The following is a 23,177-nucleotide window of genomic DNA, read 5'->3' as shown; positions in this document are numbered from 1 at the left end:
ACATAGGTTTGCTATGCAGATAGAATTCACCACACGCGGCCTGCTGAGCAATTTCTTCCGGCAGGGCGGAAAGTGCAGCGTGCTGTTCCTGACGATTGTGCTGGGCGGTGCTACTTACGCTTTTCTTGCCAAACCGGTTTATGAAGTTGGCGGCAGCGTACTGGTGAAATTCGGTCGCAGCATGTCTTCGCAGATCAGCAGCACCGACAATGATGGCGGTGTGATTTCGCAGGACGACCGGCGCGAGATCATGCAGTCGGATATGGATATTCTGCAAAGTCACGACCTGATTGCTTCCGTGGTGAAGGATGTTGGAGCAGAAAATCTTTATCCCGGCATTACCGCGCAGGTGATGGGGAAGGATTTGCCTGTGGAAGTTGCCGTGCGCAAGCTTGCCAAGGGTGACCTGATTATCAAATCCGGCCAGATGAGCAACGTGATCGATATTAAGCTCGACAACCGTAACCCGGAAGTGGCGGCGCAGTTCGTGCATAAGCTCATGGAAGCTTTTATCGCAAAACAGTCGGGAATCTATAACAATCCGCAGACTGTATTCCTGGAAGAACAAACCAAGCAGGCGCGTGTGAAGCTGGAAGCATCGCAGCGCGCGCTTGAAACATTTAAAGCCCAGAAGGGTATTTCTTCCATGAACGGTGAGCTTGAAGAGCTGCTGCGCCAGCGCAGCGATGCAGGCACCGTGGCGCTTGAACCTACCGACGACGCATGGGACAAATTGTCCGATCTGCAGTCGGAAGAAAAAAGGCTGCGCATGGTGTACCGCCCCGACAGCCCGCAGGTGCTGAAAGCGCATGCGGCAGTGGAATTGGCACAACAGCAGCTGCACATGCGTCAGGCAGAGATTCATGCCAAGTCTGCGAGAGCTACAGGCGCACTCGATAAGCGTATCACCCAGCTGGAGAGCCAGCGCAAACAATATGACGATCTGACCCGCCAGGTAGAGATCGATGAAAGAAACTATAAGAACTATGAAGCCCATAGCGAAGAAGCGCGTATTAACGACAAGCTCAGCCGCAAGAACATTACTTCGGTATCGGTGGTGGATGAGCCGGTGGTTCCGCTGAAGCCCGCTTATCCGCGCAAAGGTCTTGTGCTAATTCTCAGTCTGCTTACGGGAATTGTAGCAAGCATCGGCATTGCACTGACGCTCGAAGCTTATGATGCACGCTTTACAACGCCGGAACAGCTTGCGCAGGCCGTTGGTGTGCCAGTGATGGCGACCTTCAATGCTCGCCGCAATCGTAAAGGAAGGATGTAATATGCCGATGCCTATCCGAATGACAGTTGCTAACAATAATGATCAGGATCACATGCCGGGCAATTCGATCGTTCCGCATAATGTCAATTCCACTATTATCGACCTTGGGCTCAGCCTGCCATATGGTGAGCTGGCCAAGCTTTACCGCAATATCGAAACGGCTCTGCCGGACCGTCAATGCCGTGTAATTCAGTTTGTAAGCGCTTATAAAGGTGAAGGTGCAAGCACCGTTGCGTTTGAGATGGCTGTGATTGCCGCGCGCATGATGGGCAAACGCGTATTATTTATCGACACCAGCGCGAGCCAGGCCAGCACATCGGCTATACTTCCGGAAGATGTAGGTATTCCGCTGGAAACGATGCTGCTCAGCGGTCGCCCGCCTTATGAGGCGCTGGCGCAGGCGAATGGCACGGAGCTTTATCTCGCAAGGCTGCATGAGCGCGGCGAGAATGAACTGCCGCCCGCGTCGCTGAATGTGATGGAAGAAGCGATCGAGCATATGAAGCCGATGTTCGATTTTATTGTGATTGATTCGCAGGGTGTGCTGAAAGACGCGTTCGGCATCGCATTTGCGAAACTTGCTGATGGTTCGATTCTCGTGGTTGAAGCCGAGCGCACGCGCGCACCGGTGGTACTGGAAACCAAACGTATGCTGGAATCGGGTGGCGGCAATGTGATCGGTTCGGTGCTTAGCAAACGTCGTTTCTATATTCCCAAGTTCCTTTACCGCATTCTGTATCCGCATGACGAAGTATGATGCAGCAGGACAGCGGACTCCATATCCTGATCGCGAATAATATCTACCCGCCGATCATGGCAGGTGGGGCGGAGCTGATCGTGCAGTATCTGGCGGAAGGACTGGCGAAGCGGGGAAACAGAGTCACTGTGGTTTCTACCTGTGGGCCGGAGATGGAGCCTTATCCGGTGGAGACGCGCAATGGGGTGGAAGTTATCCGTTTCTTTCCGAAGAATCTCTACTGGCACTGGACGCGTGGAAAGCGCCCCGGCTGGCAAAAAGCGTTATGGCATTTACGTGACGCATGGAATCTTGATGCGGGAAAGCGTTTTAATGCCATCCTGCAGGAACGCAAACCGGATGTGGTGCATTCCCATCTGATTGACGGGCTGTCGGCTGCCATCTGGCGGCGTGCGCGTGAGCATAACATTCCTGTGGTGCATACGGCGCATGATTATCATCTGCTGTGTCCGCGCTCGGTCCTGCTGGATCGCTCATTGAAGATCTGCACGAAGCCGAAAGCAGGATGCCGCGTGTTTCGCAGCTGGCATTTGAGCACGGCGCGCGATGTAAATCTGTTTTGCAGTCCGTCGCAGTTTTTGCTGGAGAAGCACAAAGAATCTGGGCTAGCTGTGGCACAGACCGCGGTTGTTCCGAACGGCATACCTCTGCCGGCGCCGGTGGTGCGGCAGCGCGAAGCAGGAGCGGTACGCCGTTTCTTGTTTGCGGCACGCATGACGCCGGAAAAAGGCTGCCAGGTGCTGCTGGATGCCGTGAAGCTGCTGCCGCCGGAAGTAAAATTTGAGCTGTGCGTTGCGGGTAAAGGTGAGCTTGAGCCTGCGTTCCACGAAGCGGCTGCTTCCGATTCGCGCATTCGTCTTTTGGGGTATATCCAGGGGGAAGAAAAAACAGCGACTTTCCGTGCTGCGGACTGTTTAATCTTGCCGTCGCTGTGGTATGAAAATGCTCCGGTGGTGATTGTGGAAGCGGCGGCTTACGGTATCGGTGTGATCGGCAGCAATATCGGCGCGATACCGGAATTCGTGGCGCATGAAAAGACGGGTCTGCTATTCGAACCGGGCAATCCTGCATCGCTGGCGCAGGCGATGCGCCGCTTCATTGATGATGACGCGCTGCCTGCTACATTTGCGCAGAATGCGCAACAGCTGGTGGAGCGTTCGAGTGTTGAACAGATGGTAGAAGGTTATCTGAAACAATACCGCAAGGTCATTGCTGGTAACAAGAAAGAATAAGGGGACAGGAATTGCGGCCAGAAGGCCGCATTTCTTCAGTCGCCGAAGGCGTTAGGTTCATTGCGAAGGCCAGGAGGCCGGAGCAGGAACGATAAAAGAAAGGGTGAAGACATGTCTGAGTCAGTTCTGGTTGCAGGCGGTGCGGGGTATATCGGCGCGCATGTATGCAAGGAGCTAGCGGCTAACGGTTATAAGCCTGTGGTGCTGGATAATTTGTGCACCGGCTATCGCGATTTCGTGCGCTGGGGGCCGCTGGTCGAGGCTTGCGTTTCCAATGTGCAGGCGGTGGAACAGGCGGTCAGCCAGTATAATATTCGTGCCGTGATCGATCTGGCCGGTTCGATCGAGGTGGCGGAGTCGGTTGCTGATCCCCTCAAATACTACGACAATAATTTCGCGCGCAAGATCCCGTTCCTGCATACGCTACGTGCCTGCGGTGTGAAGGCATTTGTGTTTTCTTCTACAGCAGCGGTTTACGGCGAACCCGTCATGGTGCCGATTGCGGAAACCCATCCGCTGGAGCCAAAGAATCCGTATGGCTGGTCAAAGCGCGCATTCGAGCGCATGCTGCAGGATTTTCACCATGCAGGCGGTCCGGCCTGGATGGCGTTGCGCTATTTCAATGCGGCCGGAGCGTCACTGGACGGCGATATCGGCGAAGCGCACGAGCCGGAAAGCCATCTGATTCCGCGTGCCTGCATGGCTTCACTCGGACGCGGGCCGATGCTGGAAATTTTCGGCAATGATTATCCGACGCCGGATGGCACGGCGCTACGTGACTATATTCATGTGCAGGATCTTGCATCCGCGCATGTGCTGGCTATACGCGCGTTGCTCGAAGGTGCTGCGCCTGCGGCTTATAATCTCGGTAATGGGGTGGGGACTTCCATTGGCGAAGTGCTGGCGTGCTTTGCGAATAATGGCTGGCCCGTGCCGCATCGCTTTGCGCCGCGTCGTGCCGGAGATCCCACGCGGCTTGTGGCCGACAGCGCAAGCGCCAAGGCGCAACTCGGCTGGAATCCCCGCTATGCCGATATCAATACGATCGTCAGTTCCGCCTATCGCTGGCACCACGTTCAATTGCAGAGGAGCGCATGAGCAACAAACCTGAAAATGTTATCGCCTTTCCTACAACGCAGCAGCAGGAAGAGCCGCAGCAGCGCGTGCCTGCTTTCGATCCGCTCGCTCCGACGGTGTTTCACCAGCCCTGGTGGCTTGAGATCGCGACTAAAGGTAATTTCAATTATGTCGAAACGAGCGAGCATGGCGAAGTGGTTGGCAGGTTGCCTTACTTTCCGCGCAAACGCCTTGGCATGAATTACAGCATCATGCCGCCGATGACGCATTTTGTGGGTCCTGCGATTGTGGAAGGTGATGGAAGCTATGCTACGCGTTTCCTGCGCAAGGCTACGATTACGCGTGAACTGATTACGCAATTACCGAAGGCTTCGCTTTACCAGTATAAATGCCACCGCGACATTACAGATACGATTGCGTTCCAGCAGGAAAAATTCATGACGAATGTGCAGTTCACGCATGAAATTCTTCCGCAGCCGGAAGACGCATTGTGGAAGCAGTTGCGCACCAGCAAGCGCCAGAAGATCCGCCAGGCGCAGAAGCTGCATACGGTATGCGAGATTGAGGATGCACAGGAATTCTGGCGTTTCTATGACAGCAACCTTCAGAAGCGCGGTACGGAAAATGTCTGTGAGCAGCAGTTATGCTGCGACCTGATCCAGACCAGCATCAACCGCAAGCAGGGACGTATTTACGCCACCAAGGACCAGAACGGCGATCTTACAGCAGCCGTGTTCTTTATCTGGGATGCGAAATCGTATTTCTACTTTATGTCTTCACGCACCATGACGGCGCATAATGGCGCCATCAGCCTGATTGTATGGGAAGCGCTCAAGGATGCCGCTTCGCGCGGTCTCGTCTTCGATTTCGACGGAATTAATCATGCCAATGCCGTATTGTTCTTCACCGATTTCGGCGGAACGATCAGCCCGCGTTATATCGTTACACGCGAAACGCTGGCGGGCGGACTGGCGAGGGCTTGGAGAGATCGAGGCCGTGAGAATCGGTATTTTTATTAATAATGGCGTTTAAGCGGCACGCAGCCTGCGCTCCCGCTTGGTCGCCAGTCGTCGCTTTGCTCCTCCGGGGGCAGACATTTAGGTTATAAAAGATTGGGTATGGTATGACTGATACACCGCACGGGCTTTCGATGACGCAGATTTCGCGTGCCATCGGCCTTTCGCGCATTGTGCTGATTGTGGGGCTGGTGTTCCTGCATTACGATCTGTTCCCGAATTCGCTTGCCATACCGTTCGAAGGACTGGATGTGCATGAACATCGTTTCGTCACCTGGCTCAACAGCACGATTCTGTTTTTCTTCTTCAGCGCCGTGCCGCTGCTCAGCATGGTTTCCGGCTGGCTATTCTTTTCTTTTATGGCGGAAGATGCGTGGCCTTCGATTTTCCGCAGGATGCGCCGCCGTTTTACCTCTTTGTATCTGCCGCTGGTAGTATGGAATCTTGGTTACCTCGCGCTGATTTACACAGCATTTCATTTTAATCCGCATGCTTCTGTGTTCAGCCATGCAAACCGTTTCAATATCGATTTCTTCACTGCGGACTGGAAGAATTATGCGGATTCAATTTTCGCCATCAGCGACAACAGCCCGATCGCGTTTCAGTTCTGGTTTGTGCGCGATTTATTCCTGACGGCGCTTATCAGTCCGTTATACTGGATACTGCTCAGCCGCGCACCGTGGCTTGGTGCAGCTGCGCTGTGTGCGATCTGGATCAGCGGCTGGGACATGGTAATCTTCGTGCGCAGCGACGTGCCGTTCTTCTTTTATCTCGGCGCGCTCATTCACCAGAAACGTCTGCCTTTGACTGTGCCGCTTAAAGTGGCGATATCGGCTGCGGTTATTTTCATCATGCTTGCTGGTCTGCGCGCGCTTGCACCGTATGTTGTTGATTTCAGCCAGCATGTCTATCCGTTCTGGCTTAACGCTGCGACACGCCTCATGCGTCTGTTGGGCGTTGTAGGCTGCTGGGGTATTATTTACCGCCTGGCACAGACGAAGCGCGGCGCAACGCTTGCAAACCTGGGGGGCGTTGCGTTCTTCCTGCATTCAGCGCACTGGCCGCTGCTTGGCATTATCAAAAGCGTTGTGTGGAAATTCATGCCGGGTGACAGTGATGCATGGATGATGGTGCATTATTTCATCAGCGTCAGCATCACCGTATTCATCGGCGCGGGCGGCGGGCTTGCGCTTGCGAAATTCGCTCCACGCTGCTTTGCGCTCATGAACGGTGGCAGGCTGCTCGGCCAGACCCGTAATGCGGAACCTCAGACTGCTACTGCTGTGAGCGTACCGGAAACGGCTCCTGCCATGCCAGCAGCCGTGTAAGGTATTTATTACTACCGGATTATGCCACGGGTAGTTTGCCCTGGCCCACGTGATTGTATTCTTTCTGCAAGGCTTGGAAATGGAGGCGGTGCCCATTCATTGCGCAGGCTTTTGTTTCGGAATAAGAGTTCTTCCAGCGGACGTTTGCGATCCTCTCCCGTTTGCATGACTTCGTGCTGTTGTTGTGCCCATGCTGCAGCATCCGAGCGAATGAAGGGCATGGAGTTTATACTGCATCCTTTGCCGATTGTATCTATGTCAACCTGCCACTGATCCTGCAGGCCTGCGTTTTTGAGTGCATTGGCGACCAGAAGCTTCACCTGTGCATCCATACGTGGAATAAATGGCTGGTCTGCAACGTTTAAGATCACGATGTGCTTTTTGCCTGCCGCGTCAGGTGTGCGCCCATCATCAAACTGGCCGCTGACAATTCTTTTGACCAGTTGTTCCGCAAGCGGCGTAGTCGAGTAATATGTGTCTATTCTGCCGGAATAGCCGATGTTGTTTGCGTTTCCGGTCTGGATGATCCGGGCAGGGGGTATTCGCTCGCTGATAATGTCATATGCGATATCTGTTTCGGTTAGAGGGGGTTCCACATTTGCTTTCTGCTGGCCGTCAGGTCGAGCAGGATCGACTGGAGTAAATGGCGGATTTCCCATCGGCCGGCCAAGCCTTTGGGCGAGTCCGGTCAGATATGTCTTTCCTTCTTCAACGGCGGTTTGGACAACCTTGTCGCCATCTTTTATCGTGATACCGTCAAAGGGCACCATCGCATCCCGCGCTTTTCCGGTTGCAATACGTATGTCGCCTGCTGCCTGGTCTGTTCCCCCATCTACTTCGAGCAGGCTTTCCAGCCTGCTGGCAATACGGATACGGGAAGCGCATTGCAGCCAGCTTTCATCGTATTGCTTGCCTGCCGGTGCGTTCACCGTGTCAACACGTCCAAGAATACGCGAATTTGCGTAGTAACGCGTTTGTATTTCTTCCGGCCTTGTATCTTCAGGTAAGTGCCTGTAGTCCATATCGTTACTGCGGCCAAACGCAGTCTGCCGACTGTAGGTCAGCCAGTCCTGCAAATCCTGTTTTGAGAAACCGTCCGAAAGATCGGCGCTCAATAACTTCCGTGCGTCAAAATGGTCGACATTATATGCCCTGGCGTCCTGTAAGGCGGATGCGAGCACGTCGTACGCTTGCGCCGCACCGCCGGGTTTAATCGGGGTAAGGTGGTTTATGCGCTGCAGGCTATCCCATACTTCCCTTTGTTGCAGCAAACCATCAAGAAGCATATTATCGAGAAGGGCGATCTGCTGCTCTGTTTGCGTTATTCCAAAGGAAGACAGGCTATCTTGCAATGTGGTGGCCACTATACATCCATTACATCGTTAAAAGAGCGATTAGCTATAATGGTTTACGGGTATTTGTGAAGTGTTTTTCTACCCCTCGTCGTATAGTCTGCTAGTACATAAGTGGTTGTAGCCGTTATTTTTGCGAGTGCTCCGGAAACGGTTCCCGCCATGCCGGCAGCGAGTTAAGCCGGTCGTGCCAGCGCTGAATAGCCGGGAAGTCTGCCAGCGGTAAGTGGATCTTATCTGCGTAGGGCAGGGTGATGCCGACGGCGAAATCCGCCACACTCAATGTGTCCGCCACCAGGTATTTATGATCTTTTAGATGCTGCTCCAGCACAGCGGCAAAATAGGCGAATTCTTTTTGCGATTCGGCTGCCAGTGCTTCATCCACCGGGCCGAGATTGAACATCGACTTGATGTAATATTCAAAATACAGAGCTCCTGCAGCGCGGGTAAAATGCTGGCTATCCCAGTTCAGCCATTTTATCACTTCGATCTGACGCTGTGCATCTTGCGGCCACAGATCCGATTTAGCCTTATTCGACAGATAGCATATGATAGCGTTGGATTCCCATAGTGTGTAATCCCCATCCTGCAATACCGGCACTTTAGCGTTGGGATTCATGGCAAGAAATTCCGGCGTCCTGTGCTCGCCTTTGCCCAGATTGACATGCACGAACTCAACAGGTGAATTCAGGTATTTAGCGGCAGCGCAGGCTTTGCGTGGATTCAGTACTTCGAAGTAATAGAGCTTCATGTGTGTAGTCCTTTAAATATTAAAGAGTTTCGAGGTAAGTGCCGAGACGGTCGAACGTGCTGTTCCATCCCATGCTATGTCCGTCCCGTGATTCGGTCGATTGGAAGATGGCCTGATGGAAATCCATCCGCGTTTTTTCACCCAGATCGGTAAATGTAATCGTTACGAGCGTCTCGTATGGGCACTCGCCGTTTTCATCTTCCCATCCATGAGTGAAGACAAGTTTCTCCGGTGCTTTTATCACCTTATAGGTGCCGCATACAAAATGCTTCGTGCCGTCGGGCGCGTTCAGGCAGGCGCGATAGGAGCCGCCGGGTTTGAAATTGGCAGTAGCATCCGTCACAGTGAAACCTTCCGGCCCATGCCAGTGTTTTTTATGTTCCGGGTCTGACCATGCTTTGAACACCAATGTGCGGGGAGCATTGAAAATGCGTGTGATGACAAGCTCGCGATCTGCGATGACGCTTGTGTTATTGGTTGCCGTCATGGTCTTTCTCCTGTTGTTGTAATGTGGTCAGATAGGTATCAAGACGGTCAAAACTCTCGTCCCAGTAGCGTTTGTAATGTTCCAGCCAGTCGGAAAGCTGTTTCAGGGGCTTTGTATCCAGTTTGCGCGGGCGCAGCTGGGCATGGTGGCCTGTTGTAACCAATCCGGCTTTCTCCAGCACTTTGAGATGTTTGGAGATAGCCGGCTGGCTTAGATTAAACGGTTCCGCCAGCTCCTTGACCGATTTTTCGCCCTGGGCAAGCCGTGCAAGCATCGCGCGACGGGTAGGGTCGGCAAGGGCGGAGAAGGTGGCGCTCAGCATATCCTGCATAACATATCCAATCAGTTATATATCTATATGGTTATATATAGGATTAAATAAAAGGCGTCAAGCCTATTTCTGGTCTGACGCCTTTGTCCTTAGAGCTTCTTAGTATGCGCCGCGCTTTTGGAAGATTGCGGGGAAGGTCTTGCAGATAATGGCAATATCATGCCACAGGGACCAGTTACGCACATACCAGCCGTCCAACTGCACGCGCTGGGCGTAGGTGACGTCATTACGGCCGCTCACCTGCCACAGGCCGGTGATGCCCGGGCGCACGCGATAATAGTAAGATATATCGCTTTCGTAGTGAGGCAATTCTGCGGTGACGACAGGGCGGGGGCCGACGAGGCTCATATCGCCGCGCAGCACATTAATGAGCTGCGGCAGTTCGTCCAGGCTCGTCTTGCGGATAAAGCTTCCGAGCTTTGTCACGCGCGGGTCGTTCTGCAGCTTACGCGTTTCCTGCCATTCCTTATTGGCCTGCGGATTACGCTCAAGATAGCGTTTCAGGACAGCATCTCCGTTCATGACCATGGAGCGGAATTTCAAGCATGAGAAGCTTTTTCCGTCTTTACCTACACGTGAATGTCCGAAGAAAGCTGGGCCGCCGTCACGCTTGACGAGTGCGATAAGGATCAGCATCAGGGGGCTCAGTATCAGCAATGCACCGCCAGCGGCACAGATATCGAGCAAGCGTTTCAGCGTGCGCGGGATCGGCTGGTCAAGGCCGCTGCTGCGCGTCATCAGCATGGCATCGTGGCTGAAGAAATATTGCGGCTCCATGCCTGCTACTGGCAGATGGCGCAGCGGCGGCGTTATGGAGAAGGGTACATGTTCACGGGCCAGCTGTGCGAGCGGGCGTTCTGCGCTTGCCAGCTCAAAGCCGTCAAGTGCTATGATAATATGATCGGCCCCGTGCAGAGCGCAGAGTTTCTTCCATGAGGCGCCTGCCTGCAGGAAGGCTTCCGGCAGGTGTTTGATGTGGGCGGTGACATTGTAGCCGAATCCGCGTTCCGAGTGCAGGACGCTGCGTATATGCTCAGCCGTTTCCCCGCCGCCGACCAGCAGCGTGCGCACATGGAACAGGCCCTGATTGCTCAGCGCGGTGCGTATAGCGGCACGAAATGCCATGATAAGAAAAGCTGCCATCGCCCATCCCGCTACAAGCCACAGGCGGGAGGCATCCTGCTTATTGGCGAACTGGAAGAACCCGTCCGCCATCATGGCGAAACCGAGTGCTGCAATGATTTTGCGGCTTTCCATCCAGAAGGGCATCCGCATACGGTAATGGCCGGTATGCAGGAACCACAATAATATGCCGCCTGCAAGAAAGACAGGCTGCAGAAGTCTTTCAAAAATACTGGTGGTCTGTCCTGCATCCAGTGCACGGTCAAACAGAAGGTGGTTCACGGCACCTGCCAGCGCCATGGCAAGCAGGAAGCCGGTGAGAAGTGCCAGCGCATCGCCAACTGCATACCATGCCAGGCGGCGATTGGGATTGTCCAGAGCAATGCCACCATGCGCAGTATTATCTGTGGTATAATTCTGGGAAAATATAGGTTTTGCCTTACCGGTTTGGCTTATGACATCTAATGCGGTATTGGCGGGCGACATGTAAAATCCTTCTGGCAAATCATATCAGGTTCTGCTATTGCCCTGTCCTGGCGGATTACAGCCCCGGCGGCAAAGCGCAGGTTGTATAAACTATTTTACCCGCTCGCGCCATAGAAAATTAATTATTGTTAATATATTTTGCAGAAGCAAATTATAATTTGCCACTAAATTCAGTGCTTTGCTGATCGTAAGTGCTTATTAATAATTTAATTCTTTATAAATGGATTAATGCTTAAGGTCATATATCGACAATAGAGTTTAAGCGGCTACTTGCCTTCGGATAGGCGATGCGCGTATAATATATTCACCTAAAAGGAATTTTTAAGCCATTATAGCGGACGCCCTTATGCTTATTAAAGAACGGCAGCATGGTTTCACCCTGATTGAAGTAAGCATTGTGCTGGTCGTGATAGGTCTGCTGGTGGGCGCAGTCGTAGCGGGCCGCAGCCTGATTGACAGCGCAGGCGAGAGAGCGCAGATCACCCAGATTAACAAATATCAGACAGCAGTGCATGCATTTCAACTGAAATACCGTTATCTTCCAGGGGATATTCCCAGTACACCTGCAAGCATGAACGGATTTGCGGCCCGAGGCTCAGCCACAGGGCAAGGGGATGGAAACGGCCTGATAGAGGGCGATTACACGGGAACCTGGGCGAATGATCAGGGCACGTTCATGGGAACAGGCGAAATACCTATATTCTGGGCGGATCTGACGGTTGCGGGGCTCATTGATGCAACGATTTACAGTTATGACCAGAAAGGTGCCGGATATCCTTCCACTACCCAAATCCCGCCACAGATTACACTCACTTCCAGTCCAAGCATTTCTGACTGGCTGCCGACAGGGAAGATCGGCAATAACACGTTTGTCTATGTGCACAGCCATAATTCCACCAATTATTTTGGTGTCTCCACTGTTACTAAACTCAGAACATATGTTGCTTCCGCCTCTGATCCCGGCATCAGCGTGCAACAGGCCGCTTCCATCGACAGCAAGATTGATGACGGTCTGCCTATGACGGGTGCGGTAACAGCCTGTTATCAAAACTCCTTTGTGTATAGCGGTGAGGCTGCCTTTGCAGCAGGGAAGAATCTGGCCGGTGCAGATGCGGGGTGGGATGTAAATTTCCAACGCTGCAATCCCACAACGGCAGCAACCCCTTATGCAACAACCAATTGTTTTGACAATAATAATGTGGGGGGTGGAACGCAGCAATATTCCACAAGTAAGAATGGCGCGATCCTGAATTGTGCCCTTTCCTTTGAATTTCAATAAGTACTATTACGGAATGCCTGTCCGGTGGTCCTATGTTTGTGTAAAACTAATCTTTGTATATAATATTATTGGTCTTAATAAATTCTTTTATTTTAACGTAATCAATGTCTTACAAGGTGTTAGGCTGTATTTGACCTAAATCAAAGCGTATTCTTTGTTTCTTTTTTATAATTTAAAATCGGCGGTAGTGAGCTTTTTGCGAGTATAGAAAGTAAATATTCAATTATTGCTTGCTGATGGAATGAATATTTTATAACTTGAGACTATCCAATTTTGATACAGAGAAAGTTTAGATATGGCGCATGAGGATATTAACAGGCATGTAGGAAAGCAATTAAGGACACGCCGCACCATGCTGGGGTTAAGCCAGGAGGCCGTGGGTAACGGTATTGGCGTTGCTTCACAGCAGGTGCAGAAATATGAAAAAGGCACCAATGCCATGAATGCGGCCAGATTGTGCGAATTTGCCGAATTCCTTAAAGTTCCCGTCGCTTATTTCTTTGAAGGTATTGAACAGCCGGGAATACGCACGAAGGGTAAAACTTCCGGCGCGATGGAAAACAGTGCGGATTTCGAGGAAGGCAAAACAGCATCCGACCGTGAGGCAATAGAGGCCATGAAGTCTTTCCGCCGCATTAAGGATCATGCGCTGCGCAAGCGCGTTGCCGACCTGTTGCGCACCATGTCGCTGAAAGAACTTTAGACTGCTACCTTCAGGCAGATTCTTCCGTCGAAACAGGAACGATCTTCATCGGATTTGACAGCACGAGTTTGAATGCAGGATCGTTTGCGAAAGCCTTCATCAGCTTTTCCAGCATCTGTCCATATACTGTAGACGCATTTTCGAGCATGACGGGGTAATGTACTTCGCAGAGCAGACCTGAATCTTTTACGCGAATTTCACTGCGAGGTGCAGGGACGCTGACCGATAGATGCGTGGATTGTTCGAGGGCGATATGCTGCCGCTCAATCGTCTTCTTATATTCCCCATACACACTATTAACCACATCAAGAATCTTTTTGTTCAATGCCATGAAGTCGCTTTTGGGGTCCAGGATGAAGGTTAAGTCGTTCCACGCATAGTTCGTGCCGCTCACCTGTTTGGAGAATGCCGTGGTGCTGAACAGGACGGAGTTGGGGAAGGCTACGATCTTACCGGAAGGGCGCAACGCGCTTTTATCACCGATAAGCTCCATCAGGTAAATCCTGAGCATGCCTACCTGGATGACATCACCCGTAACGCCCGAGATCGTAACGCGATCGCCGGCACGCACACCAAAGCGGCCGAAGAAAAAGAAATGTGCGGTCAATGAGACGAGCACTGTTTGTAACGCCACCGCCAGACCTGCCGTGAGGAAACCCGCATAAGTTGCAAGCGATCCGAATTCCGTAAAGAAATTAAGAAAGAAAATGAGCACCAGCAGTGCCACAAACACCACCTGCTTGGCGACATTTACCTGGCGCAGGCGGGTAGAGTCTTTAACATATCGGCGGATCGCCCGGTTTGCCAGCTCCATCAGGATAAACGGAATCACCAGCGAAACGGCGAGAATCGCCAGGCGAATAATAAAGCGATGGAAGATGCTGAGCCATCCCTGATCCAGAATCAGCGACCATTCTTTCAGGTTGTTGGTGCTGGCATCCAGAAGGCTGCGGATTTCGGCCAGCGGAATAACAGCTTCGGACATTTTCTTATATTTCTGCGTCCAGGCATCCAGCGCGCGCTTGTGGTCTTCCTGGCTTTTCCTGTCCTTGCCGACAGGAGTATCCGCCAGCTCGTAGCCCTGTTTGATCACGTCCTGCAGGGAACCGCGCATGGAATTGATGACAGCGGTGTTATTCGTATTAAGCTCTTTCGTCTGCGAGATAAGCGCATTGAGTTCGCTTTTCTTGCGTGAAAGCGATAGAAGGCCGGACATCATCGTGAGAAGGCCACCATCCCTGTCCTGCACGGCATCCTGTGTCGCAGGCTTTGCGGTTACCGGAACCTGTTCCGTCAGGTCGCCCAGCACGGATCGGGATAGTTTATGAATATTACCGGTCAGTCCGGTATCATCAATATCGTTTGTGTTAAAGACGGCCATGAAGCGATTAAGAAGTTCAAGGCGTGCTTCTTCCACCTTCAGGTTGCCCCTGATCTTTTCGCGCTGGGCGGCGGTGGAACCGTTATTGGCAAGTTCATCCAACTGGCTGTTGAGATTATCGATGCGCTGCTGCGCTTCCTCGATTTTCTTTTCCAGCGTCAGGTGGCGGGTCTCGTTGTTATTATTGACAGAAGGTGCTTCCTCAAGAAAAGAACTTTCAATATTGGCGAAATCGAAACTGTCTTTCAGCACTTTCTGGGAGTTGTTTCTCAGCGCGTCTTTCAGCAGGGAAACGCGTGCGTCCTCGGAGGGGAGATCGCTGTCCACAATGGCATGCCGCCAGCTGATCACCTGCTGAAGGTAGGCCAGTACGTCCTTGCCCTCCATGGCAGCGGGGTGCGCGGTGTCTTTCGCTGCATTGGCCGCAGAAGCGCAAAGGCATGCCGCCAGCAACGCGGCACCGGTATGTTTGCGGATTTTTTTCCAGTTAAGTGTAGGTGCTATTTTCTGCATAATATTCAATTTGCCTGATTACAGTGCAATATTCATAACATAAATAATAAGAGATCAATAAGGATTCTACGACCCGCGAGGCAAATGTCTGCGGTCACTGGAACCGGAAGGAGAGGGCACAGTTAGGGCCGGTGCCGTTATTGTAGCCGACAGAATATTTTTTCGACGTCGTGTCGTAACAGGTAGCATAGTTAGGAGCGGTGTTGTTGGGGGCCAGCGTAATGGCGTAGCCGGTCAGGTATTGTGCCTGAATCGTACCCGTGTTGGGCATGCCGTCATCCGCCTTTGCGTCAATGTTGTATGCGGAGATTACCGGAATGCTTGGTGCTGCCGCAAGAACGTAGCCGTAAGTGGGGTTGGGTGTAATCTGTGCAAGGCCGTACCAGTTAAAGGAAAGATCCGTATAGACATGCACGAAATTGCCGAAGCCTATTTTTCCGGCTGGAATGAAGTTGCCGATATAGTCCGGTCCTGGCGTCAGTGTCAGGATATTAGAATTGTTGTAATCGCAGTCACGCGTCGTGCTGCCGCCGGGATAGGTGCCGCTCACCAGCTGGGCCGTGCTCAGATCTTCCCAGAATAATTCCGTTTCCCCTAAGAATTGGTCCAGATAATAAGGGGTGCCGTAATAGCCTTCCAGCTTGCCATTGCCATCCCGCCCGCCGTTACGGCCGTCGCATGCATTGGTGATGAAACCGAATTTGCTGGCCTGGCTCAGTTCCAAATCCCCCGGAATACCGCCGTATTTATATTGGAAGGCATGCACGGCCGTATTCAGTTTCTCAATCTGCGCCACCTGAGCGCGCACCGATGCGGAAGTGATCAGATCCTGTCCGACCAGAATACCGCCTACGATCAGCCCGACAATAACCAACACGATCGATAATTCGATCAGTGTGAAGCCTTGCGGGTGGATAGGTGGCGTTTGTTTCATAATGATGCTGGTGTTTTTCAGTGCGATTCATCTTAAAGTTTAGCGCAACCGCCAACGCGCCACAATTGAAATATTATACTGATCATTTTGCTTTCACCGCGAAACGCTTGAGGTTATAGTGGCGCTCCTCATTTTATAACTTTAGAAGGTATTTTTCGTATGCGTATAATAGCGCTGGCGCTTTGTGTTGCGTTGCTTGCGGGTTGCGGCGGTGAACCCGAGCATAAGGTTGTAATTCTCCAGAAACCCAACAGCAAGGATACTGCACGCTGTGACACGGATACGCCTTCCAAAGAGACGTATGCCGAAGTGGAAAAATGCGCCAAGAGTTTTGAAGATAAAGGGTATGAGAGAACGGAAAGCCATTAAAGGCCAGATACTTTCTTGACACCCATATCTTACTTCTCCATTATCCATAAGTGAACAAGCGTGTTCACGAGGCTTTGAGCCTCACTTCAGGCAGTTGGGCTGTCTGCCCAGACCATGTGCTGCCATTACAAGCGATTTATCAACCCGGCCATCAGTGTTCCTGATGATGCTTTTCTATGGGAGATCGCCATGTATATGGAACGGGAGAAAGATACCAAGGCGGATATGATCCTGCTCTATTTCTTTATAGGGTTATGGAACCTGCTGCTTGGGCTTGGGATAGGGTGGATGATCTGGGGATAAAATACTACGCGATTCCTTGTTCACTTATAACATGTTAATGCGATCCCCCCTTTCTTCACATATGTCTTTAACCGGCTTAGGGTTAACCTTAATGCGCAAGCATTCATGAGGAAGGTAATGATGACAGGAAGAGCGATTCTAGGTTCTGTGCTGCTGTTTGCACTCGGCGCCTGTACCACCAATGTGCAAACCGATCCTGCAAGGACGGCCACTGAAGAACTGCTGCTTTCAACGGCATCGGAGCGTGCTGCGGCAAAACTGGCGCCTGAAATTCAGCCAGGGGCGAAAGTTTTTGTCGATAACAGTAATTTTGAAGGAACGGACAGTAAATATGCCATCGCCTGCATTCGCAGCCGCCTCCTGCAGCTTGGCGCGAGGCTAGTGGATGATAAAAAGAATGCGGATATTGTAGTCGAAACACGCGCCGGAGCGCTTTCCACCAATCGCCGAACGTTTATGGTCGGCATTCCGCAATTCAATATACCGGTTCCTTTCGCATCGGCACCGCTTCCGTTCCCGGAGATTGCGCTGTATGGCACGGAGGAGCAGAAGGCCGTCGCGAAGTTCGGTGTTACCGCATATGACACCAAGAAAGGAGCCCTGGTGTCGGCGCAGGATCCGCAATACGGTTTCTCCCATAACACCAAGAAGACGCTTCTTATTTTTGTCTCCTGGCGGGATAGCGATTATCTGCCTGAAAACGCGGAGAACCAGGACAGTGTTGAAAACGATCCGAAGAAGACAAAAGCCTATATCGGTATTAACGGAAACGGGTATGGAACGCCGGAAAGCGCGCCCTCCGCACCCGCTGCGCCTTCGGCTCCGTCTTCTTCACCTTTTCCTTCCATCATGCACTAACAACAACGTGTAGATATTATGACTCTGCAGCGCCGTCACCGTACACGAAATTATATCCTCGGAGGGCTCTTAACGCTGGTGCTGGCCGTGGTCGTGATTGTTCATACTTATCTGGCTGGGTGGCTGCTTAATTACGTCAACGACGTGTTGCATCACATCAAAGGTTATGAAGGCTCGGTGCAGAGTATTGATATCGATCTGTATCGCGGCGCTTATCGGCTGAACAGGCTGGTCATCAATAAAAAGGAAGGCAAGATTCCTGTTCCATTCGTTGCGATCCGTACTGCGGATCTTTCCATCCAGTGGGGAGCGCTCCTGCATGGGAGGATTGTGTCGGATGCAGTGCTTACAGGTCCCGTTATCAATTTCGCGGTCAATAAATCCGCTGTACAAGCAGGTGATGATGTGGACTGGACCAAGCCTATCAGGAAACTCATGCCGATCGACATCAACCATGTGCGTTTTGCAGACGGTAAAATAACGTACCGGGATTTCTCTTCGACGCCGAACGTGGACATCTATATGCATCACATGCATGGGGAAGTGAACAATTTACGTAATGTCGTCAATAAGGCCAATCCTCTGCCTTCTACGCTCGACATCCAAGGGGATTCCATCGGTAACGGCAGTTTGCGTATTAAAGGAAGAATGAATATTCTCAAGCAAGTGCCGGATATGGATCTGGTGACGGAGTTGGAGAATGTTCACCTTCCGGCACTCAGCAATTACAGCGATGCTTATGGCGGATTCGATTTCAAGGATGGCGATTTCGACCTTTATTCAGAATTCATCGTGAAGGACAAGCGTGTCACCGGTTATGTCAAGCCGGTGGCGCGTCATATTGCTATTATCGACCTGAGAAAAACCTCCAACCCGATTAAGATTGTCTGGGAATCGGTGGTGTCGGCGGTCATCGATATCTTTACCAACCAGAAGCACGACCAGTTCGCGACCAAAATACCGCTGGAAGGGAATCTGGATAATATCCAGACCGATAGCTGGGCGACTATCGGCGGTATATTCCATAACGCGTTCGTCGCGGCTCTTAAGAAGGGGCTCGATTATTCCAATGACGAAGGCACAACGCACAGTAAGTAGAGTTTGTTATGTCGGAACTTAGTCACTGGCCTAAAGAGGCGATTTTCACCATAGGCCATTCCACGCACCCGCTGGAGCGCTTTGTTGTACTGCTCAAGGCTTATGAGATAGAATGTCTGGTGGATATACGCTCCATCCCTAAGTCGCGTCATAATCCGCAGTATAACGGTGAAAGCCTGGCTAAAACGCTTCCGGCAGAGCAGATCGATTATGTATATATGAAGGCTCTGGGAGGTTTGCGGCATGCCCATAAGGATTCTCCCAATGCGGGCTGGCGAAATGACAGTTTCCGCGGTTATGCCGACTATATGCAGACAGAGGCTTTTGAGGAAGGTCTGGAGGAGCTTATCCGGATCAGCCATCAGAAACGCACGGCCATTATGTGCGCGGAGGCGGTGCCGTGGCGGTGTCACCGCTCGCTGGTGGCGGATGCGTTAAGCGTAAGGCAGATTCCGGTAGTGGAAATCCTATCCGAAACCAAACACCAGATGCATAAGTTGACTTCCTTCGCGCATGTTGCCGGGCTGCAGATTACTTACCCTCCTGCGCAGGCTTCTTTCCAGTTTCAATAGGCTTGCGGCGCTCGCGTTAATAAATTACTCTTGTGCGCAGGGCAGAGGAGAGTAAGATGGCGCACGCACATTCCCATGATCATCATCATTCCCATGACGGCCATGCGTCCGACCGGTATGGGCGCCGGTTTATCATAGCGGCGGTGGCGAATCTGGCATTTATTATTGCCGAGCTGATTTATGGCTGGAAAGCTAATTCGCTCTCACTCATTGCCGATGCAGGACATAATTTCGGCGATGTTGTCGGCCTTCTGCTTGCGGGCGGTGCGTGGTGGCTTTCCAGACGCGCTCCAACGGATCGCTATACTTACGGATTCGGCAGCAGCTCCATCATGGCTTCGCTGGTCAATGCCATCCTGCTGCTGGTGGCTATTGGCGGCGTGATGTGGGAAGCGGCCGGGCGTCTGCATGAACAGGCCGCGGTTTCCGGCGGTATTGTCATGGGAGTTGCGGCGCTGGGGATTGTCGTTAACGGTGCGACGGCGTGGTTATTTCATTCCGGCCATCGCGACCTGAATGTCAAAGCCGCTTTTTTACATCTGGCGGGCGATGCTGCGATTGCCGCCGGAGTGGTGATTGCTGGTTTTATAATTATGCGGACCGGCTGGGTATGGCTTGATCCGCTCACCAGTATTATCATCTGTGTGCTGATTATCTGGAGTACATGGCAGTTGCTGCGCAGTTCGGTCAATCTTGCTCTGCATGCCGCGCCGGATGATGTGGATACGCAGAAAGTCAGGGAAGCGCTTGCGGTCTTGCCCGGCGTCAGTGAAGTGCATGATCTACATGTCTGGGGGATGAGTACCACCGAATCTGCGCTCTCTACGCATCTGCTAATGCCTGCAGGGCATCCGGGAGATGAGTTCCTGGAAAATATTTCCGTGATGCTTAAAGAGAAATTTGGCATCGGGCATGCCACGATCCAGATTGAACTGGGCGACGGCCATCATCCTTGCGCGGTTGGCAGCGATTGTTCGGCTCCGGAAGAGAAGATTTAATTCTTCTCAAGGCTGAACAATTTCATTTCCAGCAACAGCGTGATGTCGTTTTCATCCACCAGCAAGCCTTCTTCTCCACTTGCAAACAGGTAAGAGCGCCCTGTGGCAGGGCCTTTGATGACAAGGGAAGTCTCGCCAATGTAATAGAGCAGTTTCGGGTTCTTGATTTCCGGCGGCTGGGGTTGCGGGACTGGCGCTTGCGAGTAATGCTGCCAGTTCTGGCGTTTCTGTCCGCAGCAGCTCATGATTTGGATTCCTTTTTTTGCGTCATTTGTTCCAGTAGGCATGCTGCCCCGGAAAGCGCCAGCCAGAGTATAAATCCGCTGATGAAGCTTCTGGCAATTAACAGGGTGAAGGGAATGGCGATCCATATGCTCGTGCAATAGAAACAGTCCATGATCTGGCCCATCATGCTGTTGCCCAAACTTGCGCGCAGTCGGATCACAATATCCCACGGGCCGTCTTCCGCGACCAGAAAATGCGAGAGCCGCCAGACGGCCAGCGCACAGAGCAGGAATTGCATCTCGAAAGAATAATCACTGAGCATAGGTTTTCTTATATCTATAAACGGGGCAGCCGTAAAGCTGCCCCGCCTGAAAGTTGACGACTAGTTCACGTCCACCACGGCGACCCCGATAGACGGGTCGACATGGATGTAAACGGGATCGTAGAACCAATCCGGCGGCACATTATTGCCACCGTCCGCGCCTGACGGATTCATCGCCCTGCTGTTGGCCGTACATCCGAAGGAATAGGCTCCTTCCAGCGCCGATGCATCCAGCTGGTAGCGCTGGTGCAGCAGTGTGGAATTATCCAGCACGGATGTATGCCAATGCGACGGATTGTTCAGCGGATCTGCAACCGGCGCAAACACGCCGCCGCCGCATCCGCTCGTTCCGATCGAAGCATCGCGCAGATGGTGGGCGGTGACGCTCACTTCAAACACAAGCTCGATTGCCTTCGGAGTTGCGCCGCGGTGGATCGTCGGACAGGGTATGCCCAGCAGATTCCGCAGTGCGCTGTCCGGCTCACCGACGAACTTCCACGCAAGCTGCGTGAAGATAACCGCAGGAGCTGTATTGTCGGTCTGGACGGCGACAGGGTTCGAATAAGCGATATTCGCTTTCGACGCATTGCCGATTTCCAGCTTCAATATGCTCTTGCCAAGTCCCGGCGTCGGCCAGTCGAGCAGCAGGTTCGGGAACTCCAAATCAGTGCGGTTGACCGTGTTGCCCATGCCGTCCACCGGATTGACCGGATACCATCCGCTGGCATCCGCATGGATGACAATGGGAGCCCCGCCCGTGTTACGGTAGTTGTTCCACGCAACGCCGGTGATCGCAGAGAAGGTCGTGCCTCCGTCCACGCTTTGTAGCACGCGGTAGAACTTGGCCTGCTTGACATCCACACAGCCGTAGAACTGCACGTTTCCGCAGAACGGCGTTTGTGCCGCAGGGCGGACCACACCGTTTTTCGGCCTGTTGGGACGCACGGTGTAGCCTGCGGTCGCATCATAGTAAGCAGGCAGGTCGAGCGGCATGAATCCGGCGAAGAGCAGTGCCGGAACATTGCCGCAGGGGACGACGGGAGCGTCGCACAGGGTGGATTCCTTCGCGATGGAATTGGCCACGAGCGTGACATCCGGAATGTTCGTCGCATCCCAGCGTACGTCGAAATAGCTTTCCGAGTAGATATTTTCTTCGACACCGTCTCCATTCACATCCTGCGTTACGCGGAACGTAATATCCGGCACGTCCAGAATACGCTGCCATTCCGGCAAGAGGATATCGTAGCAGCGGAAGAACGGGCCGACGAAGCGGGAAGGATCGAAATCGGCAATATCCTTCGCGTTGACCCCGAGTTTCAGCGCGATGGCGGTACGCACCCCGTCGAGCGGCGACGCGCCTTTCTGTGCCACGACATTCTGGCCCGTAAGCGCATCGCCGAACTCCGGCGGAAGCGGCGGCGGCAGTTCGCCTTCGAACGCCCGCACATGAAGGTTACGATCTTCTATGCCGGAAGTGCCCAGCGTTTTCACGGTCTGCAGCTTCGAGACTCTATCCGCAAGCTTACCAGCCGCCTGTCCGGCGATGGCGTGAATCACGGAAGGCTGTAACGTTGCCAGCGTGCGCAGCGGACCCGGATCAGGCTGAGGGATCGGAGGCCACGGGCCGACCACCTGGCCGGGCAGTTTCGGAATCAGATCTCCTATGGAGGGGCGGTTGAAAATGATGGGGAAGCAGATGCGTTCTTTACGCCATCTCAGTACCCAGTCAATATCGAAGCGCGGAACCCACACGCAGAAATTTCCGCATTTATCCGTCTTGGTGGTGGCAATGATCTCGCGGTGGCAGTTGAACGGAAAATGCCATCCCCAAGGCCAGCCTTTGGGGAAGTAGCTGATCAGGCTGCAGTCGGTATCTTCCACATAGACGGTGGCAAAAGGCACGGGACGCTCGACGCCGGTCACAGGGTCTTTCTTGACGACCTTGCCGCAGACTTTCTGGAAAAGGAAAAGGCTGGGATCGATCTTCCATTTCAGTTTATCGGACAGCTGGGAGATGGTTCCTTTCAACTGTGCGGCATCTACCCCGGACAATGCAGCAAGCCGCTGAGCCTGAATGGAAGTGACCTTGCGGTCATCCGGCCTGGTTGTGAGGTCGGGTGTTGAGTCTTTTGTCGGCATGGTTCCTCCTTATGGGTTATGAACAATCGCTCTACGCCATGCCGCAACGCTCAATACGCATGGTTTGCCGTAAGATTGATTGATCGCTTGGGTGGCTCCGGATGGGATTTTATGCAAGAATAGGTAGAGCCAAGGAGGTCTATATGACACTTTAAGTTGTGTGTCCAGGGGTATCTTTTCAACTTTTTATAGAATTTTCATTTTTCTCGCTGAAGGCTTTATTTATTAATTAAAGGTTACCCAGTGACATAGGTTTTTTTCATGCTCC

At 52.6% G+C, this 23,177-nt stretch carries 24 protein-coding genes; 14 read left to right on the top strand and 10 right to left on the bottom strand.

What is annotated here, in order from left to right; translation table 11 throughout:
* The first annotated feature begins 13 nt into the window (after positions 1-13).
* The 6 genes from VFT64_11415 (at position 14) to VFT64_11390 (ending at position 6,686) form a co-directional block, all read left to right on the top strand.
* Positions 14-1,276, top strand: a complete 1,263-nt coding sequence (locus tag VFT64_11415; protein HEU5048436.1) for a GNVR domain-containing protein — start codon at positions 14-16, stop codon at positions 1,274-1,276.
* A gap of 1 nt (position 1,277) precedes the next feature.
* Positions 1,278-2,033, top strand: a complete 756-nt coding sequence (locus tag VFT64_11410; protein HEU5048435.1) for a hypothetical protein — start codon at positions 1,278-1,280, stop codon at positions 2,031-2,033.
* Positions 2,030-3,265: a glycosyltransferase family 4 protein gene (locus VFT64_11405; GenBank protein HEU5048434.1), complete on the top strand. Its 1,236-nt coding sequence runs from the start codon at positions 2,030-2,032 to the stop codon at positions 3,263-3,265. Before VFT64_11410 ends, VFT64_11405 begins: the two co-directional genes overlap by 4 nt.
* A gap of 111 nt (positions 3,266-3,376) precedes the next feature.
* The gene (gene galE, locus VFT64_11400; protein ID HEU5048433.1) at positions 3,377-4,363 is read left to right on the top strand and encodes a UDP-glucose 4-epimerase GalE; all 987 of its coding nucleotides are present in this window, start codon (positions 3,377-3,379) and stop codon (positions 4,361-4,363) included.
* A complete protein-coding gene (locus tag VFT64_11395; GenBank protein ID HEU5048432.1) occupies positions 4,360-5,361 on the top strand; it encodes a GNAT family N-acetyltransferase in 1,002 nt (333 codons plus the stop codon). The genes galE and VFT64_11395 overlap by 4 nt, the downstream gene beginning before the upstream one ends.
* Positions 5,362-5,465: 104 nt before the next feature.
* Entirely contained in the window at positions 5,466-6,686 is a 1,221-nt protein-coding gene (locus tag VFT64_11390; protein HEU5048431.1) for an acyltransferase, read from the top strand.
* Between the two features lie 11 nt (positions 6,687-6,697).
* Here VFT64_11390 and VFT64_11385 read toward each other — a convergent pair whose 3' ends face one another.
* From VFT64_11385 to wbaP, 5 genes are all read right to left on the bottom strand, one after another.
* On the bottom strand, positions 6,698-8,050 hold the full coding sequence (locus tag VFT64_11385) for a hypothetical protein (protein HEU5048430.1): 1,353 nt from the start codon (positions 8,048-8,050) through the stop codon (positions 6,698-6,700).
* 115 nt (positions 8,051-8,165) lie between these two features.
* Positions 8,166-8,789 (bottom strand): glutathione S-transferase family protein, encoded by a 624-nt coding sequence (locus VFT64_11380; protein HEU5048429.1) that lies wholly within the window; start codon positions 8,787-8,789, stop codon positions 8,166-8,168.
* 19 nt (positions 8,790-8,808) lie between these two features.
* Positions 8,809-9,276 (bottom strand): SRPBCC domain-containing protein, encoded by a 468-nt coding sequence (locus tag VFT64_11375; protein HEU5048428.1) that lies wholly within the window; start codon positions 9,274-9,276, stop codon positions 8,809-8,811.
* Complete coding sequence (locus tag VFT64_11370) at positions 9,260-9,607, bottom strand: metalloregulator ArsR/SmtB family transcription factor (GenBank protein HEU5048427.1); 348 nt, start codon at positions 9,605-9,607, stop codon at positions 9,260-9,262. The genes VFT64_11375 and VFT64_11370 overlap by 17 nt, the downstream gene beginning before the upstream one ends.
* Positions 9,608-9,706: 99 nt before the next feature.
* Positions 9,707-11,215, bottom strand: coding sequence for an undecaprenyl-phosphate galactose phosphotransferase WbaP (gene wbaP, locus VFT64_11365; protein HEU5048426.1), 1,509 nt, complete (start codon positions 11,213-11,215; stop codon positions 9,707-9,709).
* 346 nt (positions 11,216-11,561) lie between these two features.
* Between wbaP and VFT64_11360 the strand changes: the two genes are divergently transcribed.
* Positions 11,562-12,494 carry a prepilin-type N-terminal cleavage/methylation domain-containing protein gene (locus VFT64_11360; protein ID HEU5048425.1) on the top strand — a complete coding sequence of 311 codons (933 nt, stop codon included), beginning with the start codon at positions 11,562-11,564 and terminating at the stop codon, positions 12,492-12,494.
* 295 nt (positions 12,495-12,789) lie between these two features.
* Complete coding sequence (locus tag VFT64_11355) at positions 12,790-13,197, top strand: helix-turn-helix transcriptional regulator (protein ID HEU5048424.1); 408 nt, start codon at positions 12,790-12,792, stop codon at positions 13,195-13,197.
* Between the two features lie 10 nt (positions 13,198-13,207).
* On the opposite strand, the gene VFT64_11350 is transcribed toward VFT64_11355, so the two are convergent.
* Both VFT64_11350 and VFT64_11345 read right to left on the bottom strand, forming a co-directional pair.
* A complete protein-coding gene (locus tag VFT64_11350) occupies positions 13,208-15,091 on the bottom strand; it encodes a hypothetical protein (protein HEU5048423.1) in 1,884 nt (627 codons plus the stop codon).
* A 94-nt stretch (positions 15,092-15,185) separates the two neighbouring features.
* Positions 15,186-16,025 (bottom strand): prepilin-type N-terminal cleavage/methylation domain-containing protein, encoded by an 840-nt coding sequence (locus tag VFT64_11345; GenBank protein HEU5048422.1) that lies wholly within the window; start codon positions 16,023-16,025, stop codon positions 15,186-15,188.
* 159 nt (positions 16,026-16,184) lie between these two features.
* On the opposite strand from VFT64_11345, the gene VFT64_11340 reads away from it, so the two are divergent.
* From VFT64_11340 to VFT64_11315, 6 genes are all read left to right on the top strand, one after another.
* Complete coding sequence (locus VFT64_11340) at positions 16,185-16,394, top strand: hypothetical protein (protein ID HEU5048421.1); 210 nt, start codon at positions 16,185-16,187, stop codon at positions 16,392-16,394.
* Positions 16,395-16,508: 114 nt separating this feature from the next.
* Complete coding sequence (locus tag VFT64_11335; GenBank protein HEU5048420.1) at positions 16,509-16,697, top strand: hypothetical protein; 189 nt, start codon at positions 16,509-16,511, stop codon at positions 16,695-16,697.
* 117 nt (positions 16,698-16,814) lie between these two features.
* On the top strand, positions 16,815-17,555 hold the full coding sequence (locus VFT64_11330; GenBank protein ID HEU5048419.1) for a DUF6655 family protein: 741 nt from the start codon (positions 16,815-16,817) through the stop codon (positions 17,553-17,555).
* 18 nt (positions 17,556-17,573) lie between these two features.
* Positions 17,574-18,653: a DUF748 domain-containing protein gene (locus VFT64_11325; GenBank protein HEU5048418.1), complete on the top strand. Its 1,080-nt coding sequence runs from the start codon at positions 17,574-17,576 to the stop codon at positions 18,651-18,653.
* An 8-nt stretch (positions 18,654-18,661) separates the two neighbouring features.
* Positions 18,662-19,225 carry a DUF488 domain-containing protein gene (locus tag VFT64_11320; GenBank protein HEU5048417.1) on the top strand — a complete coding sequence of 188 codons (564 nt, stop codon included), beginning with the start codon at positions 18,662-18,664 and terminating at the stop codon, positions 19,223-19,225.
* Positions 19,226-19,281: 56 nt separating this feature from the next.
* A complete protein-coding gene (locus VFT64_11315) occupies positions 19,282-20,223 on the top strand; it encodes a cation diffusion facilitator family transporter (GenBank protein HEU5048416.1) in 942 nt (313 codons plus the stop codon).
* Here VFT64_11315 and VFT64_11310 read toward each other — a convergent pair.
* The 3 genes from VFT64_11310 to VFT64_11300 are packed head-to-tail and all read right to left on the bottom strand — an operon-like array spanning position 20,220 to position 22,909.
* The gene (locus VFT64_11310; GenBank protein HEU5048415.1) at positions 20,220-20,468 is read right to left on the bottom strand and encodes a hypothetical protein; all 249 of its coding nucleotides are present in this window, start codon (positions 20,466-20,468) and stop codon (positions 20,220-20,222) included. The two genes, VFT64_11315 and VFT64_11310, sit on opposite strands and share 4 nt — an antisense overlap.
* Positions 20,465-20,770, bottom strand: a complete 306-nt coding sequence (locus VFT64_11305) for a DUF1360 domain-containing protein (protein ID HEU5048414.1) — start codon at positions 20,768-20,770, stop codon at positions 20,465-20,467. Before VFT64_11305 ends, VFT64_11310 begins: the two co-directional genes overlap by 4 nt.
* Before the next feature lie 60 nt (positions 20,771-20,830).
* Complete coding sequence (locus VFT64_11300) at positions 20,831-22,909, bottom strand: hypothetical protein (protein HEU5048413.1); 2,079 nt, start codon at positions 22,907-22,909, stop codon at positions 20,831-20,833.
* Positions 22,910-23,177: the final 268 nt, after the last annotated feature.

The sequence above is a fragment of the Rickettsiales bacterium genome, assembly GCA_035765535.1.
Lineage (GTDB): Bacteria > Pseudomonadota > Alphaproteobacteria > Rickettsiales > JABCZZ01 > JABCZZ01.
The sequence above is the reverse complement of the archived record's forward strand: the minus strand, read 5'-3'. Positions and strand labels throughout refer to the sequence as shown.